The organism is Streptomyces sp. NPDC005794 (assembly GCF_042871445.1).
In the GTDB taxonomy this organism is placed as follows: Bacteria; Actinomycetota; Actinomycetes; order Streptomycetales; family Streptomycetaceae; genus Streptomyces.
Map to the genome: position 1 here is coordinate 50,838 of NZ_JBIAIN010000006.1, position 17,636 is coordinate 68,473.

A 17,636-nucleotide genomic window follows, 5' to 3' on the forward strand; every position below is an offset into this window, starting at 1 on the left:
ATGAGCATCCAGGTCTCGCCCGAGGTCAACGCGATGATCTTCATCCTCACCGGGGAGAGGCTCATGGACGCCGACGAGGATCTCGCGTTCGAGAGCCGTCGGCCCTACTCCGGCCTCGGCCGGAAGCTGGACAGGTTGTCCTCGCTGATCGACAAGTCGGTCCACGACATCGGCGAGTCCATGCCGGACGACCTCGCCAGGTCGTACGGCAAGGCCATGGGCATGCTCATCGACGACGGCGGCAAGAACTACCTGCGGGACTTCGCCGACCAGCTCGACAAGATCGCCGAAGGCCGGCGCAAGACCTCCATGGACATCATGGAGTCCAAGTGGCAGGTCATCGCCGAGATCATCCGGCTGCTCATCGAGATCGCCATCTATCTCGCGTTGTCCTTCTTCACCGGAGGCGCCTCGGCCAGTCAGATCATGCTGGCCAAGATGCGCAGCCGGTTCTTCATCCTCACCACGCTCACCCACCTGCTCCAGCGGCTGCACCTGGCGCCCTCGCTGACCGAGGCGTTCGCCGAGGCGTTCACGACCTTCGCCGTCCGGCTGGCGATGATGAACTTTGCCCCGGACGGCCGGCGCCCCGACGGCATCGACTGGAGCGACATCGGCAAGGCCGCCGCGTTCGGTGCTGCGGCGGGCTTCCTCACCAGCGTCTTCGACCAGTTCGCGAAGAGCATCGTCAAGAGTTTCGACAACAACTTCCTGAAGAACAGCCCGGACCTCGACTTCAAGAACAACCCCAACCTGAAGAACACCCCGAACCTCGACCTCGACAACTACACCCCGAACCCCAAGCCGAACCCCACCCCGAACCCCGACCGCGACAGCCCCCTCAACGACCGCCCCGACCCCACCCCGTACGGGAACGGCCCGAACCCCTCGAACAACGTCCCGGTCACCTTCCGGAACAATCCGCTCTCCTTCCGGAACAACACCGAGCTGTGGCGGAACAGCCAGATCCTGCGGAACAACGCCGACCGGCCCGGTGCGCTGGCCGGGCACTACGGCCTCAAGGGCGTGACCGACTTCCTCGCTGCCGGGTCCGGCGAGGCGCTCGCGGAGATCCTGATCAAGGGTGCGTTCGACGGCGACTGGTCCACCAGCTGGTCGACCTTCGTCGGCGCGGGCATCAGCAGCCAGGTCGAGGCCACGCTCAGCGACACCGCCGTGAACAGCGCCGCCGAACTGCGTCACGTCATCGACAAGTTGCGCCACCAGCCACCCACCGTCTCCAGTGGCGGCAGCGACTCCGACAGTTCTTCGCGCTCCGGTGACGGCCCCGCTCGTACCGACGGTCCCTCGCGTACGGACACCGCGGGCGGTGACGGGCCGGCCCTCACCTCGCCCCCGCCGGTCACCGCTCAGACCACCGGACAGGGTGACGTCACCGGCAGCCAGTCGCCCCCGCCCTACTCCTCCGAGAACCCGCCGCCGTACACGTCCCTGGACCCGCCGCCGTACTCTCCGGGCGCGCTGCCTGTGACCGCCGCCGAGAACGCGCTGTGGCAGCAGGTCCACCACGGCCCCGCCGAGGTCCGCGAGCAGGCGCTGCGTGACCTCGCCGCCCTGCGGGGCTCCCAGCCGCCCGGCAGTGCTGAGATCGGTGTGCGCGACAGCCTGCACGGAAACTTGTCGCAGGTGCCCGAGGTCCGGGTGGTGCCCGCCGGGAGCAGTCCCGCCAACCAGGTCGACACGGACGAGGTCCGCCGTACCCTCGACAGCTTCGGCACCCAGGTCACGGTGGACGCCCCGATCACGGTGGGCGGTGCACCCAGCACGGGGGGCAGCTCGGCTGTTGTGGATGGTCCGGGTGTTTCCGGGAATGGTGCGGCGACGTCCGTGGGGGGTAGCTCGGCTGTTGTGGATGGTCCGGGTGTTTCCGGGAACGGTCCGGCGACGTCCGTGGGGGGCAGCTCGGCTGTTGTGGATGGTCCGGGTGCTTCCGGCAACAGTCCCGCGACGACCGCGGGCAACTCCGCCGCACGTCCCACTGGGGACAACGTCGACCCGGTGGTGGACAACGGCTCGGACGCGCGGTTGACCGACTCGGCCGGCGGGCAGGGTGCCGAGCCCGTGGCGTCCCCGGAGAGCGGGGCCGTGGACGTACCGGCTGACTCGGCTGTGGCGTCCCCGGAGAGCAACGTCGTGGGGTCTTCGGGGAGCAACGTCCAGGCGTCTCCGGAGAGCGATGTCGCGGGGTCTTCGGGGAGCGATGTCCAGGGGTTTCCGGAGAGCGATGTCGCGGGGTCTTCGGGAAGCGATGTCCAGGGGTCTCCGGAGAGCGATGTCGCGGGGTCTTCGGGGAGCGATGTCCAGGGGTCTCCGGAGAGCGATGTCGCGGGGTCTTCGGGGAGCAATGTCCAGGGGTCTCCGGAGAGCGATGTCGCGGGGTCTTCGGGGAGCAACGTCCAGGGGTCCCGGGAGAACAACGTCGCGGGGTCTTCGGAAGGCGACGTCCAGCGGGCCCCGGAGAGCGACGTCCAGGAGTCCCCGCAGGAGGCGGCCGGGCAGGACGACCGTGCGGCCACGGTGCCGGGCCAGGGGAACGGCGCTCCCGTCGCCACGGGCGGCAGCCCCACCACCTCCTCCGCCACACCTGCCACACCTGCCACACCTGCCACGGGCAGTGGTGCCCGTCCGGGGGGCGTCCCGACCGCCGGAGGCGCCCCGGCTCCCGCCGGTACGTCCCCTCAGGGCACCCGAACCCCGGACGGCGCAGCCCCGGTGGACGGCTCACCGACCGCGACGGACGACTCCTCGCAGAGCACCCCCCCTTCGGAAGCCCTGGACCCGACCGGGACCGATGTCGACGTCACGCAGGACTCCGGAGAGAGCGTCCCCGCCCCGGTCGTCGACTCCGACACGGCCGACACGTCCGACACCGCTTCGACTGTCGAGCCCGCCTCCGACAGCGTTCCCGACCCGGCCGTCGACATCGCCACCGCTCCGCCGAAGGTGAGCACCATCGGCTCGTTCGCCGACACCGGCGACGTACGTGACGTCAGCGGCACAGCTGACGTGAAGTCCGACTCCACGCGCTCCGGGAACTCCGAGTCCACCACGGCACCGCCCCTGACGATCGTGGTGTCGGAGGTGCCGCCGCCGGGGGAGGGATCGCCGGAGGCGGCCGAGTTGCTGGACCGCGCCGGGACCGACCGGGCTGTGGTGCTCGGGCCGGCGGTCACGCCGGACGGGGCAGGACGCCCGGTACGCGCCGCAGTCGAGCTGACTCGAGAGGGGCCGGGCGCCCCGGTCCAGGTCCGTCCGCTCACCGGCCCGACGCCGGCCGCGACGGCTGACAGCACCACGGGCACCACGGGCACCATAGGCACCACGGACACGTCGTTCCCCGGCGCGGACGTGCTGCTGCCGCTCGCCGATGCCCTCGGCCCGATGGCCCAGCCCACCACCGGGAGCGCCGAGGCGGCCGACAACACCCCGGTCGTCACTTCCACGGACACACCCCCGCCGACGGTGCTCGGCTCGGAGAAGGCAACTCCCCTGCAGAGCAACGGAGCCTTCCCGGACTCCACGGCCGGCACCGCGTCCGACCCGGCCAAGCTCGCCACGTTGTCGCGCCCCTGGAGCGAGACGGCCACCGACCTGCACCTGGAGTCGGGCGGAGGCGAGACAACCGGTGCCGGTGCCGGAGGACAGGACGTCGGCCCCGGCGCGGGACACGGCACCGGGAACGGAACCACGCCCCCGCCCGCTCAGGCGACACCGGATACCTCTCCCGCGACACCGGAGACCTCGCCCGCGACTCCGCCCGTGGCGCTTCCCCCGCCGCCGGCCCGGATCGTCGTACGCCCTGCGGACGGCGGTGTCACCGACATCGGTGGAAACGGTTCACGGAGACCCGCGAGCGAGCCTGTTGTCGTCACCCTGGACGGCCTCACCGTGCCCCTCGCGCAGGTGCGGCGCATGATGCCGGATACGACGGTGCAGCCCCCACCGGGCCGTGCCATCCGGTTGCTGACCATCTCGCAGAGTCCGGCCGAGGACGGTACGGCACATGCCGCGGGGCGCCAAGCACTGCTCGGCCAGGACACCTTCCGAGGCGTACGCACCGTGTCGGCTCCTCCCGCCCCTCCACAGGCGGCCTCCGACGCGGGCACCGACGCGCCGCAGCCCTCCCGCCGTACCGTGTTCACGGGCCCGCCGGCCCCGCTCCCGGGTGTGGATGCCGAACAGGGTGCCGACGGCTTCGTGTCGCACGGCACGCCCCGTACCGTCACGCTGGGCACCGAGGACCCGGCGCTGCCCAGCGTGACGATCAGCGGCGTACAGTTCGGCGAGGTGCTCAAGTCCTGGGCGGTGGACGGCGACCAGGACCAGCCCCTGGTCCTGTTCTCCTGCAAGACCGGACGGCAGCCGGAGATCGCGGGGCTGCCCGTGGCGCAGCACGTGGCGAACGTGACCGGGCGGCGGAAGGTGTACGCGCCGACGAGCGAGGTGGGTACGGCCCGCGACAAGGACGGCGAGGTCCGCGCCGTGCTCACCGAGGACGCGGACGGGCCGGGCCGGTGGCGGCTGTTCACCCCTGAGCCCAGCGGGGAGGACCTGGACCGGTCGGCGCGCGACGCCGGTCTGCACGCGGGCCCCGGCCCGGCCGGACCGTTCGCCCGCGCCCGCACCCTCCAGCAGATCCGGACCCTGCGCGACGCTCTCGGCCCGGACGCCGAACAGCAGCCCGAGAATCGGGAGTTGCTCGCCGGACTGGCCTACGTGGACGGTCTGCGCTGGCTGAGCGCGGACAGCGCGGCCCGGTACGGCGACGGCCGTATGACCCCGGACCTGCTGCGCCGGATGGTCACCGACTGGCACACCGCCACCGGGACCGGCGGACCGGCGACCGGTCCAGCCGCCGACCCCACTCCCGAGCAGTACCAGGCATTCCTGCGCGCGGCGGCCGGGTTGCGGGCCGGAGCCGGCCCCGACACCACGCTCGACGAACTGCTCCCTCCGCCGCCGCCCGAGCTGTCTCCGTCCACGCCGGTCTCGCAGGAGGACGTGCGCGGGCTCTCCTACGCGCCGTCGGCGGATGTCGTCTGGTCGCTGTCCGGCACACCGCTGCCCCTGTCCGAGCTGGCTCTCAGCCCCGAGGACACCGCCGAGTTGGCACGTCGCCTGCACGACCCGGCGCCCACGGCCACCGTCCACGAGGAAAAGCCGACACCGCCTCCGCTCAAGAGTGGTGAGGTGAATCCGTACACGGCGCGGCATGAGTACGGGATGCCGGAGAAGAATTTCAAGGGGTTCCGGGATCTGGCGCGGGACAACAATCTTGTCATCGATGTGCGTCCGACGAATCTTCTTGCTCCGAAGTGGCTTGAGGCCGGGGCGTTGGCGAAGCCGCCGGAGATCAAGTCCAAGACGGTGAATCAGGTCGATGTTCTTCTGGGTGCTGATCCGGAGAGTGTCGGGCTTGTCGGTTATTTCAAGCCGGTGATGCCTGAGCAGGGGGCTGTTCCGGAGGGGGCGTCGGAGAGGGTTCTGTCGCGTTTCAATCAGCGTTCGACGGAGTTCCGTGAGCTGTCCGCGAAGATGGCGGCGCTCGAGGCGGAGAACAGGTTCGTCGTGCGGGACGGTGTGGTCTTCGGGGTGGGTGAGGACGGTGGTCGGCGTCCGATCACCGGTGATCACGATGTGTTCGACGTGTCGACGCCGGACGGTACGCGGGTTGCGCATCCCGCGCATGAGGCGCTGGTCGAGGAGATGCGGGCGAAGGACATCGCCGTGGTGCACGGCGCGCACATGTTCTGGAATCCGCCGACCGATTTCGACAAGTCCCTCTTCGACAAGATCGTCCATAAGCATCAGGGGCCTGACGGTGAACCACTGCTCCGGTTCAGTCCCGGGAACGACAACGCCCAACTCACCTGGCTCAAGCCGCTCCAGAGTGGTGAGGTGAATTCGTACACGGCGCGGCATGAGTACGGGATGCCGGAGAAGAATTTCAAGGGGTTCCGGGATCTGGCGCGGGACAACAATCTTGTCATCGATGTGCGTCCGACGAATCTTCTTGCTCCGAAGTGGCTTGAGGCCGGGGCGTTGGCGAAGCCGCCGGAGATCAAGTCCAAGACGGTGAATCAGGTCGATGTTCTTCTGGGTGCTGATCCGGAGAATGTCGGGCTTGTCGGTTATTTCAAGCCGGTGATGCCTGAGCAGGGGGCTGTTCCGGAGGGGGCGTCGGAGAGGGTTCTGTCGCGTTTCAATCAGCGTTCGACGGAGTTCCGTGAGCTGTCCGCGAAGATGGCGGCGCTCGAGGCGGAGAACAGGTTCGTCGTGCGGGACGGTGTGGTCTTCGGGGTGGGTGAGGACGGTGGTCGGCGTCCGATCACCGGTGATCACGATGTGTTCGACGTGTCGACGCCGGACGGTACGCGGGTTGCGCATCCCGCGCATGACGCGTTGGTCGAGGAGATGCGGGCGAAGGACATCGCCGTGGTGCACGGCGCGCACATGTTCTGGAATCCGCCGACCGATTTCGACAAGTCCCTCTTCGACAAGATCGTCCATAAGCATCAGGGGCCTGACGGTGAACCACTGCTCCGGTTCAGTCCCGGGAACGACAACGCCCAACTCACCTGGGCCGAATCGGACCCGCGGGCACCCGTCCCGCCTCCGCTGCTCGGCAAGGGCCCCGTGACGACGACCGACCCGGCGGACCTCGTCTGGGCGGACGGTCTCACCTTCCGCCGGGTGGAGGCCCGCCCCGACGGAAATCGCCTCTTCCGGGCGTTGCTCGACAGCGCGCGGAGCCGGAACGTCCCGCCGGCCTGGGCGGCGCGGAACATCGCAGGGCTGCGCGCTCTGGTGCGTGACCGGGTCACCGGTTCCGAACTGGGGGCCGTGGCCGACACCGCCGTACCGGACCCGGTGTTCACCGTGGTGGACGACCTGCGGATACGCGCCCTGGCCGGGGTCGACGACGCGGATGAGCAGCGCCGGATCACCGAGGAGTGGAACACCGTCGCCCAGGAGGTCGTCACCGACGGCGACCCCGGCCGGTGGCAGCAGATCCTCGCCGACAGCGGCTATCCGCAGCTCGCCGAGGTGGCGCCCACCCCCGACGACGCGCGTCGGCTCGGCGGGCGGGGCCTGCTCGCCGCCGCCGCGGAACGCCCCGGGCTGTGGGCGTCCCCCTTCTCCGACCTGCTCCCGGACGCGCTGGCGCACACCCTCGACCTCGATCTGCGCCTCGTGCGGCCCGACCCGCTGGGGACGGGCGAGCTCCTCGTCACCGAGCTGAATCCGGGCGGCATCGGCGGCCCCCTGCACCTGGCGTACAACGGGACCGACCACTACGACGCCCTGGCGCCCACCCCGGAGCCGGAGCCGGATCCGGTCCCGCCCACCGTGACGCCGGGCTCCCAGGAGCCGGACGGTTCGGACCCGTTCGGGGAGTGGCTGCGCGGCATGGCGGGGATCAACGATCTCGACCAGGCGGAGACCCCCGACCGTGGCGACGTGGTTCCGCTGGAGACCCAGCTCGAACGGCACCGTCCGGCCCGCCTGCTGACCGGCGAGGACGCCCGCCCGCCCGGGCCCGCGCCGCGCACGGTCACCTTCGAGGACGGCAGCAGACTGCCCGCCGTCCTGATCAGACCGGGCGCCGATCCGCGCGACACCGCCCCGGACGGGGCGCCGCAGGGCGCTCCCACCGGGCTGCTCGCCGGGCCGGGCGCGCTCACCCTGCGCTCGCCCGAGCTGGCGGCCCGGGAGATCCTCGACAAGGTACCGGCGTCGGTGCGGGCGAGGTTCGACGAGGCGGAGCTGCTGCGTCTGCTGACCGACCAGCCTTCGGCGTTCACCGCCCCGCACGGCGCACGCATCGTGGGTCGGGAGAAGTCCGGGGTCGGCCTGGAGATGACGGTCGAGGCCATCCCGTACCACCGCTGGGAACGCTTCTCCGACGTGGGGGGCGCCACGGTCCGGGTGGACACGATGTGGCGCGGGCAGGCCGGTACGGGCGGTGGGCGCAGCGTGGGCTTCGGGCGCCGGATCGCCGGCGGTCTCGGCATGGGACCGCCGCTCAACTGGTTGCTGAAGATCGGTACATCGCTGGGCTGGAGCCGCAAGACGGACTACACCCAGGGCACCTCGGCGTACAGCCAGGCCGATTACCGCGCCTTCGAGGGCTCGCACCTGCACCTGGACGACGTCCACTACCGGGTGCGGGTGGAGCGGGTCACGGAGGCCCCGAAGACCACCGGAACGGACACCCGGACGACTGCCCCGACCACCCAGCCCGCGCAGGGGCCGCGTTGGCAGCGCGTCCAGGTGCACAGCGCGGAGTTCGGCATGCGGGACGGGCTGAGCTGGCGGCTGCCGGACGACCTCACCGTGCCGTTCACGGGGCCGAGCAGGGCGCCGCAGACGCTGACCTTCCCGGACGGGGTGGAGCCCCGGCTCACCGACACCACCGGCCTGTATCTGACGACCTCGCCGGAGGACATCGCGCTGGCCGTCTCCGGTGCGCGTCCCGGAAGTTCGGCGCACCGCACCATGATTTCGTACGTCCGCCCCGGGAGGATGCTCGGGCTGTTCGGCCGGCTCACCGGGCCGGTCAGCGGGCCCGAGCTGTCCCGGGGCAGCAGCCAGCGCCCGTTGGGCCATCTGGTCGTGGAGCGGTCGCAGCCGCACAGCGCCGTGCTGGTCACCGAGTCGGTCAAGGCGGAGATCCGCGAACTCGCCCAGACCACCTACCAGAACCAGCGCGCTCACGTACGGGACACCCGGTTCGGGTTCCAGATCACGGCCGGGCCGAATTACACCCTTGTCGGGCCGGACACCGACGTGCGTCTCCAGGGCGGTCCGCTGGTCCGCACGGACCTCGCCGTCGGGCAGGGTCACTACCTGGGCACCGACGCGGCCCGCAAGGTCACCGGCCGGGTCCGCAACCATCCGACGGCGCTCTACCAGGTTGAGCGCACCCTGATGGTCCGTAAGGCCGGTGAGCCGTCGTCCGCGGCCCGGCCGGTGCGGGTGGTCAGCCTGGACTGGATCTCCACCCAGGACGCCCGTCGGCTCGCGGGCTGGGACAGCCGTACGCCCGGCCGGACGGGACCGAACCCGGACGCCGAGCCGCCGGTGCCGTGGTACCTCACCCGTGAGGATCCGGTGCACCTGGGCGGTCAGGTCCGGGCGGAGGGCTTCCAGCCGCAGGCCCGCACCCAGACGCAGCCGCCGGCCACTCAGCAGCAGACGCAGCCGCCGGCCACTCAGCAGCAGACGCAACCGCCGGCCACTCAGCAGCAGACGCCGCCTCCTGCCGCCCAGCAGCAGGCGCCGACGACGGCTCAGCAGCAGACGCCGGCCTCGACCCAGCAGGAGACACTCCCGCCGACCCAGCAGCCGCCCGCTCCCCAGGACAGCACCGCCCCGCAGGACGGCGCCGCTCCCCAGGACCCGATGCGGGTCTTCACGGACGCAGTCCTGGACACCCTGCACCGCTCGTACCCGTCGATGTTCGTGCCGCCGCTGATGCTGCGGCACCCCCGGCTGGGCCGTTTCTGGTACGGCGACGGGCGGTTGCGGACCGCGTCGCACAACGACCGGCAGGTGCGCGAGGCGCTGAACCGGCCCACCCTGACGCAGAGCCTGGACGAGCTGACCACCACCGGGGTCCCGGTCACGCTCACCGAGGACGGCAAGGTGCGCCGCGGCCACCACACGCTGATCCTGCGGGCGCGGATGACCGACCGCCGGTTCGAGACCACCATGAGCGAGCGGTCACTGCGCAGCGGGGTGATCGGCAACGAGGTCTCCGGGCAGGGGGAGCAGGAGTCCAGCACCCACTCCGCCGGTGTCGAGATAGGCGTCTCGCCCCGCGACCACGACAAGGTGCCCGGGGCGGGTCTGCCGCGGCAGACCGGCAACGTCTCGGTCGGCGCCCGCTACGCCCGTACCCGCCAGAGGGGCACCCGGAGCACGGTCACGGTCACCCACGACCACCTGGCGTTCCAGAACAACTCCGATCTCTACAGCTACCAGGTGGAACTCGGCGCCACCTTCGAGGGCCACCGCCGCCCGCGTGGCTGGGCCCGACTGCTGTCGGTCGGTCTGCTCGGTGCGGGCGTCTTCGTCAGCAAGATCGAGGAACGCCCGCTGTTCAGCCGGGGCACCGAGACCGTGGGGCGGGTGGAGCTGGCCGTTTCGGCGGCCCACGGCTCCGACCGCTACGCCCCCACCGACCCGCCCGCCGGCGGTACGACGCCCACTCCCACGCCCGTGCCGCAGCGCCTCTCCGCAGCCGAGGCGGACCAGCTCCTCGACGGCACCCGCCCGCTGCCCAGGTCGGACTCGGACGCCCAGAAGCTCGTCCGGCGGCTGCTGAGGGCCCCGCACGTGGTGCTCAGCGCCGAGGGCGGCCCGCAGCGTCAGCAGCTGATGCAGGACACCGCCGACCGTGCCTCGGGCACCTCCTGGCACGTCAGCGCGCCCGGCGCACCGGTGCGCACCGCGCTGCGCCGGGCGATGGCCAACCTCGGTGTGGCCGGTCAACTCGGCCAGTACCTCGGTCCGTTCGGCTCCCGCATCACCGGGCTCAACGGCGCCGGACCGTTCCGGACGCACTACCTGAAGGGCGCGATCCGCGGCGAGCTGGACAACATACGGGTCAAGAGCGATCCGAAGCCGTCCAACCTGGAGAGCACCGTCGCCAGCGAGCACCGGGTCGTCGGCAGCGAGAACACCGGCTCCCGCACCACGCTCGGTGTCCAGGGCGGCCTCATGCCGTTGCAGCAGATGCCCGGCGAGCAGCCGGTGGTCGGCTCGTACACGACCGCGCTCCAGTACGCCTGGGGCAAGGGCCGCGGCGTCTCACAGGCCCTCAGCCGAGGACGCAGCACCACACTGGCCTTCTCCGGGCGGGTGTATCTGGTGGTCGCCGACGCCGCCGAGACCGTGGCGGTGCGCGACCGCTGGACGGCCGCGATGGGTACGATCGGCACCCGTTCCGGGGCCCGTGTCAGCTCCGCCGCCGGGCGGCTGTCCGAGCGCCTGGGGCGCGGTCTGTCCCCGCGCCGGGCCGCAGCCGCGCTCCAGCGGATCCGTGACGCGGTGATGTTCCACCTGCCGATGCGGGACGCCATCGAGAACGGGCTCGCCCCGGACGGGCTGGGCACCACCACCCCGAGCAACCTCGGCGGCGGCTACCGGGTGCCGGGCTTCCTGCGCGGCCGGCGCTTCCCGACCCATCCCAGCGGCCAGCTCGACGCGAGCAGGGCGGCACAGCAGCTGCTGCCGCGCCTGGAGAAGATCGGTGTTCGCTCGCACGACCGGGAGCAGGTCCTGCAGCGGCTCTCCCCGGACTTTCTGCGCGCCCATCTGCACGAGCTGACCACCGGCGGGATGACCCTGCCGGTCCACTACCGCACCTGGACCAGGCCGCATCACCTGCCGGTCGGGGGCAGCCCCGGGCAGATGCGGTTCAAGCTGACTCCGGTCACCACCACGGTGCAGCGGCTGCGCACGGGGTACGAGATGGAGGACTACCGGAGCACCACGCGCGACGACGCGGTCAACGTCTCCCAGGACCTCGGCGCCGACCTCACCCTGAGTGGCGGTCAGCGTGCGGCGGACAACGGCATCCTGGTCGCCAACCCCTCGCTCCAGGGCACGGCGGCCAAGCAGCGGGCGAGCAACCGCACCGAGACCGACGGCCGTACCGCCATGCCGAACATCGCCACCACCCAGGCGCACGCGGAGATCGTCACCAGTTACATCCTGACCGTCACCATGACGGACGCGGCCGGTGAGACGCTCGCACCACGCTCCGTCGCGCAGGTCGGCACCCTCAACGAGATGGCACCGGCGGGTCTGCTCACCCCGGTGGGCGACGGTGACGACGGCGCGATCACCGAGCAGGACGTGCCCGAACCGGAGCGTGCCGTACGCATACTGACGGCCAATCAGACCCGGCTGGAGAGCATCGCCGCCTGGCGTGCCTCCGGTGACGGCACGACCGACTCCGACGTCCTGCCCGTCGACGACCGGCTCGGCTCCGGCATCCTCGCCGTGGACATCCGCGGCGCGGCGGGAGTACAGGACGCGCTGACCCTCGCCACCGCCCGAGCCGACGGTCTCGGCGACGGCGACCTCGGCAGGCGGCACACCGGCGCGGCCCTCACCGCACAGGTGCGCATGGCGCGTCGTACTCCGCTCACCGGCCTGGGCACGGCTCCCGGGCAGGCACAGCAGGAGGCCACCTCGCAAGGCGGTCTGACCGCCGGATTCCGTGAGGCGCTCGGCGCGGACGGCTCCCAGCTGCCCACCCAGTCCTCCGCGCGTCTGTTCGGCCAGTCCCACACCGCCGACTCCCGCCTCTACGCCAAGATGCACCGTCGCGGCGCCCGGCTGCTCGCCGTGGAGAGCAAGCCCCGCATGGAGGCCATGCAGCGGCGCAGGACCTCCGACGCGATGGAGTCCGGCATCACCGACAACGTCGAGGGAGCGGTGGGCACCGCGCCGCTGGCCGGAAACAGCAACGCGGGTATGACCAACCCCGGAGGCACGGTCCCGCTCGCCGGCGCGAACGACGGCGTCGCGCTCAAGGGCGCCGTGGACACCACCCTCGGCTCCCATGTCAAGGTCGCCACCGACCGCAGCATGCTGTTCGCGGTGCCGGTGACCTGGCTGGCGGTGGCCGAGGCGCACCACCGGGTCGCCGACAGCCGCCCGCTCCGCACGCTCGGCGCGGCCCGGCGCGGACCGCGCGCCGCCGAGGCCGAGACCACCGCGCTGGTCTGGCTGCGTGAGGACATCGCCCGCGACTTCGGCCTCCTGGACGACAACACGTTCCCCGACGAGGTCGGAACCGCCTGGGACGACATGGCCAAGGCCACCGCCGACCTCGCCAAGGCCGAGACGGAGTACTTCGACGCCCGAGCGCGGGCCCGGGAGGCATGGCTCTCTCTGAGCCCCGCGGAGCGGACCGCGCTCGGCGACGACGACCCCCGACTGGCGACCGCACTGCCGCGGGACCTCGCGCAGGCCCCGGCGGTCGTGGCCTGGCAGGCCGCCCGCGACGAGGCACGGCTGTGGGAGGGACGCACCGACGCCGCCGCCGCGGACCACCACCGGCTGCACCTCGCGGCGTCCCGGCTCACCGCCCATCACCAGGGTTCGGTCTCGGTCCCGGTGCGCGACGTGCCGCAGGAGTACACCGAGCCGGGCTGGCGCTCCGAGGCGCCGGAGCCGTACGGAATCACCGACGGCAGTGATTCCACCCCGCGCACCCTCACCTCGCCGGACGGCGCCACGGTGCGCGAGGTGCACGACATGCCGCACGACGGTGCCTCGTTCTTCCACGCGCTGCTCGCCGCCGCCGAGGCCCGGGGCCGCTTGTCCCACCTGCTCGGCAACGACCTCGCCGACCGGTTCGCGGGCGCGCCGGGCGACCCGGAGATCACCGCCGAGGCCGTCGGCGCCGCCCGCGACCGCCTCGCCTGGGCCCTGGGCGAGGACGGCAACGAGGATCTGCTCGACGCCCTCGCCCTGGACGTCGCCGACACCTTCACGCAGGACGAACTGGACGCCGCGGGTGTGGTGCTGACCCCGGCCCAGCAGGCGGAGTTCGACGCCTTGGGCAGTCTTCCGCTGACGTTCTGGCCGACGCCGGACCAGCGGGTCGCGCTGGCGACCGCCGCCCTGTCCCGCCCGTTCGCGAGCGAGCCGAAGCCGGACGACGCCGGGCAGCCGGACGGCGTACCGGCCGCGCCCGAGCGCCGCGCCGGTGACAACGGCGGGGCCGACCTGCTGCCCGCCCTCGCCGCGCGAGTTCTCGGCACCCCGCTGACCGTGGTGACCGGTGAGGGCCGCGATCAGCTGTTCCTCCCGCACGGCGTCGATCCGGCCGCCGTCGATCCGGCCGCCGACCCCGTGCTGTTCTCCGCCGACGGCTTCTTCCACGCGGCGCTCCCGTCGGGCACCGCGGCTCCGGCCGCCGCCGCGCTGCCGGCTCCGCCGACGGCCGGGACCTCCGGCACGGACACCGGGAACTCCACGACCGAGCAGCCGGCGAAGCCGCCCGCGCACCGCAGTCACACCACCGCGCCCTGGCTGCCGCCCGCCGACAGCAGCGAGCCGCGCTACCGCCTCGCCCGCGACGGAGTCCTCACCGCGCCCGACGGCGCCACCTACACCCAGGGCACGCACACCGGACGCGGCAACGGCTTCTTCGGCGCGCTCTCCACGGCCCTGAAGCAGGCCGCGGGACAGCCCGGACTCGCCCGCCGTGAGGCGGCACGGCTGCGCACGCGCGCCGGAGCGTCGCCCGCCCAGCTGATGCGTCTGAACGGCCTGCCCGGTGACCCCGCCGAACGCGACACCCTCTTCACACCACCGCCCATGAAGGTGTGGCCCGGCGCGCCCGCGCCGAGCCGTGACGCCCTCGACGGCCACCTGCGCCGGCACCTCGCCGAGGCACCCTGGGGCCCCGATGCCGACCGTGCAGCCGCCGAGTGGGCGGCCGCCGCCACCGGCACCACCGTCACCCTGATCGAGGAGAACGGCACCACCCACACCTATCCCGGTCCGTCCGCCGACGGGACCCACCTCCGACTCCGGCGGCGCGGCGGCGACTTCGTACCCCTGCTCCAGCGCACCCCCGCGCCGCCCGCCCCGCAAGCGGCACCGCCGGCCCCGCCCGTCCCGCAGCAGGACCCGGCCGCCGTTCCCCTGCCCCCGTCCCCGAGCGGCAGCGACCTCCCGGGGCTCCCGGGGCTCCCGGGCGAGGAAGAGGCGTACGAGCTGAGCACGCTGTCCGGTTCCGGAGCCGTCAAGGCGCCGGGGACGGCAGGTACCGAGGACGGATCGTTCCCCAGCAGCGACGCCGAAGACAGCAGTGACGCCGACGACGGCAGTGACACGGACAGCGAGGACGGTGCCCCGGAGGTCGATCTGGCGCAGTTCCGCTTCGTCGATGACAGCAGCGACACCGACGACAGCAGTGACGCCGATGACAGCAGTGACACGGACAGCGAGGACGGTGCCCCGGACGCCGACGCGCTGGCGCAGTTCCGTTTCGCCGACGACAGCAGTGACGCCGACAGCGAGGACGGTTCCCCGGACGGCGCCCAGGAGGCGTGGCTCGACCTCCTCTTCGGAGCCGCGGCCAGGCACGACTACTCGCCCGAGACGCTTGCCGACACGGTGGCGTCGCTGCGCGGACTCGCCCTGAGGGAGGAGTCGTCGTCCGTGGCGACCGGCGAGCTGGACGCCTTGCACGACCTGACCAGGCGGGTGCTGGACCTCGGCCCGGACGTCCAGGTGCACGGACAGCACCTGCTGCTCCTTGGATCCCTGGCCCTGAGCGCCTCCCCTGAGGAACTGTCCGACGCCGATGCCCTCGCCGACTACCTGACCCAGCACGACGCCGTCCTGGGCCAGGACACCCAGGTGGAGTCGGAGGCCGGGACCGGGCGGAACTGGACCGGCACCGGGGGCCAGGCGCCGCCCCTGAACTCGTACGCGGTGGAGAGCGAGGACGGCAGCCTGGTCACGTGGACCGCTCCCTGGACGGACTCGGACTCGTACGTGGTCCTCGCCCAGGAGGGTGCGGACGCCGTTCACCTGATGACGCCGCGCGGCCGGCTCACCCTGGACGACCCCGGCGAGTTCGCCCGGCTCGTCGCGCGGGACCCGGCACGGCCCGCGGGAGCCGACGTCGTCCTCGCGTTCCCCCACGGCGACATCGCGGTCCTGGCACAGCACGTCGCCGACCTGACGGGCTCCAGGGTCTGGTACTCGGAGCACGGCCCCCGGCCGTCGACGGACTGGCGGTCCGGCACCGACCACATCACGCTGGGGCCGCTCCCCGACGGCGTCGGCACGGCATGGGCTTCCACCGGACCGGACACGGACGGCACCAGCGAGGCGGACGTCGCGGACATCGTCGACCTGTACGAGAACGGGTCCGAGCCCGCTGACGGGATCGAGGCGCGCCGGCCGAAGCCGCTGACCACGAGGGACTACGGGGTCGTGGACCACCGTGGTGACGGCGTGCTCTTCCGCAAGCCGGGCGACCTCCAGGGCACCTGGCAGACGCCGCAGGCGCTGGTCGGTACGGAGGGCGCTCCCGAACTGGTCATGTCCGTGCAGGGCTACTACGAGACACTCGCCACCCAGCGGCCCGTCCTGCGGATCGCCTCGGACCGTACGCTCGCGGTCGAGAACGGCGCGTACGGACAGCAGGTCTTCGCGACGGCGGAAGCCGTCGCCCGCTCGTCGGTCGGTCTGACGCGCGCGGGCCTCGCGATGGGTCTGCGGACCGACGAGGACCTGAGCATCCTGCTGCCCACCCCCGACGGGGGCACGAAGCGGCTGTTCCGCGTGACGCCCGACTTCCTCACCCGGTCCGGGCAGTCGTCGGAGGAGATCTGCCGGGACTTCGCCGACATGCTGGCCGACAACGCCCGCACGTCGCACATGGTCTTCCGCGATCCCCGCACCGGCCGGGTGGTCACCGCGCCGGTCAACGCCTCCGACGGGGCCGAGGTCACCGGCTCGCACCACCTCGCCGACGCCCTGGGCCACGTCGCGGACGGCGACGTGGCGCCCGACAGGGTGAATCCCGCGTGGGCGTCCTCGTACGTCCGCCGGGACGACCGGCCCACCGGCGGCGACGGCGGCCCGCTGCCCGGCCACGCCTACGGCAGCGCGCTCGCTCTCGATCAGCCGGACAACCCGCGCCGCGACGCGCTGTCGGACGCCGCGAGACGGATCGGGGTCAACGAGCACGCGTGGGCCGGCGTCGGCGAGGGCTACGTCGTCCAGTCCGTCGCGTCGGCCGGCGACCAGGGCCAGCCGAGCCTGGAACGCAACTACGCCAAGCCGCAATCAGGCATCAGCCGCTCGCACTTCGGCTACCACTTCGCCACCGTGGTCCTGGCCAGCGAGGACGGCAGTCACCAGATCTCCCTGGAGAACCACGCGCGGTCCTCGCAGCGGAACGCGCGGCACCGCGGGGAGGCGAGGGCGAGTCTGCGGGTGCACAACCTGAAGGCTCTGCGGGAGGCCGCGGCGCGACTGCGTGGGGAGATCGAGCAACGACAGGAGGCCGGCGTCGACGAACACCTCACCGAGCTGCGCGGCCATCTCGACCTGACGCTGGCACTGGCACGGGCGAAGCAGGCCCAGGCGGACATGCGCGCGGCGCCCGCCGGCTCTCCGGAGCGCGCTGACGCCGAGCGGACACTGGAGGGCGCCACCCGCGCCGCGGCGCAGCGCATCGGCCAGCTCGAACAGGTCATCGCCGGCAAGAACCAGTGGTACATGCGGATGTACTCCCAGCGGCCGGGCGAGTCGGCCCACGACACCAACGCGGAACTGCTGGAGGAGAGGCCCGCCGCCGAGGCCAACCCGCTGACCGCCGTCGTGCTCCGCGGCCAGCAGGCACTGCCGGTGACCATCTCCTTCGAGAAGGGCGCCCAGCAGACGCCCGACGGTGCGAAGCACCCCTTGCGGTACCTGGCCGGGATCGTGGCCAGGACCGCGATGTGGAACTCCGCCAACGGGCTGCCGCTCCCGGACGTCAAGGTCACCGGAATGCGCAGCGGGCTCCTGACGGGCCGGGACCTCGCGAAGGCCCGTGCCGAGGCGGTGACGGCCTCGTTCCGGCA

At 72.2% G+C, this 17,636-nt stretch carries 1 protein-coding gene (only partly in view); it reads left to right on the top strand.

The features are described from left to right. Positions 1-17,636: the 5' end (the start) of a lonely Cys domain-containing protein gene (locus ACFYQ5_RS11600; protein ID WP_389196489.1), read on the top strand. Its footprint extends 21,091 nt past the window's final position; only the first 17,636 of its 38,727 coding nucleotides appear in the window; it begins with the start codon at positions 1-3; its stop codon lies off the right edge, out of view.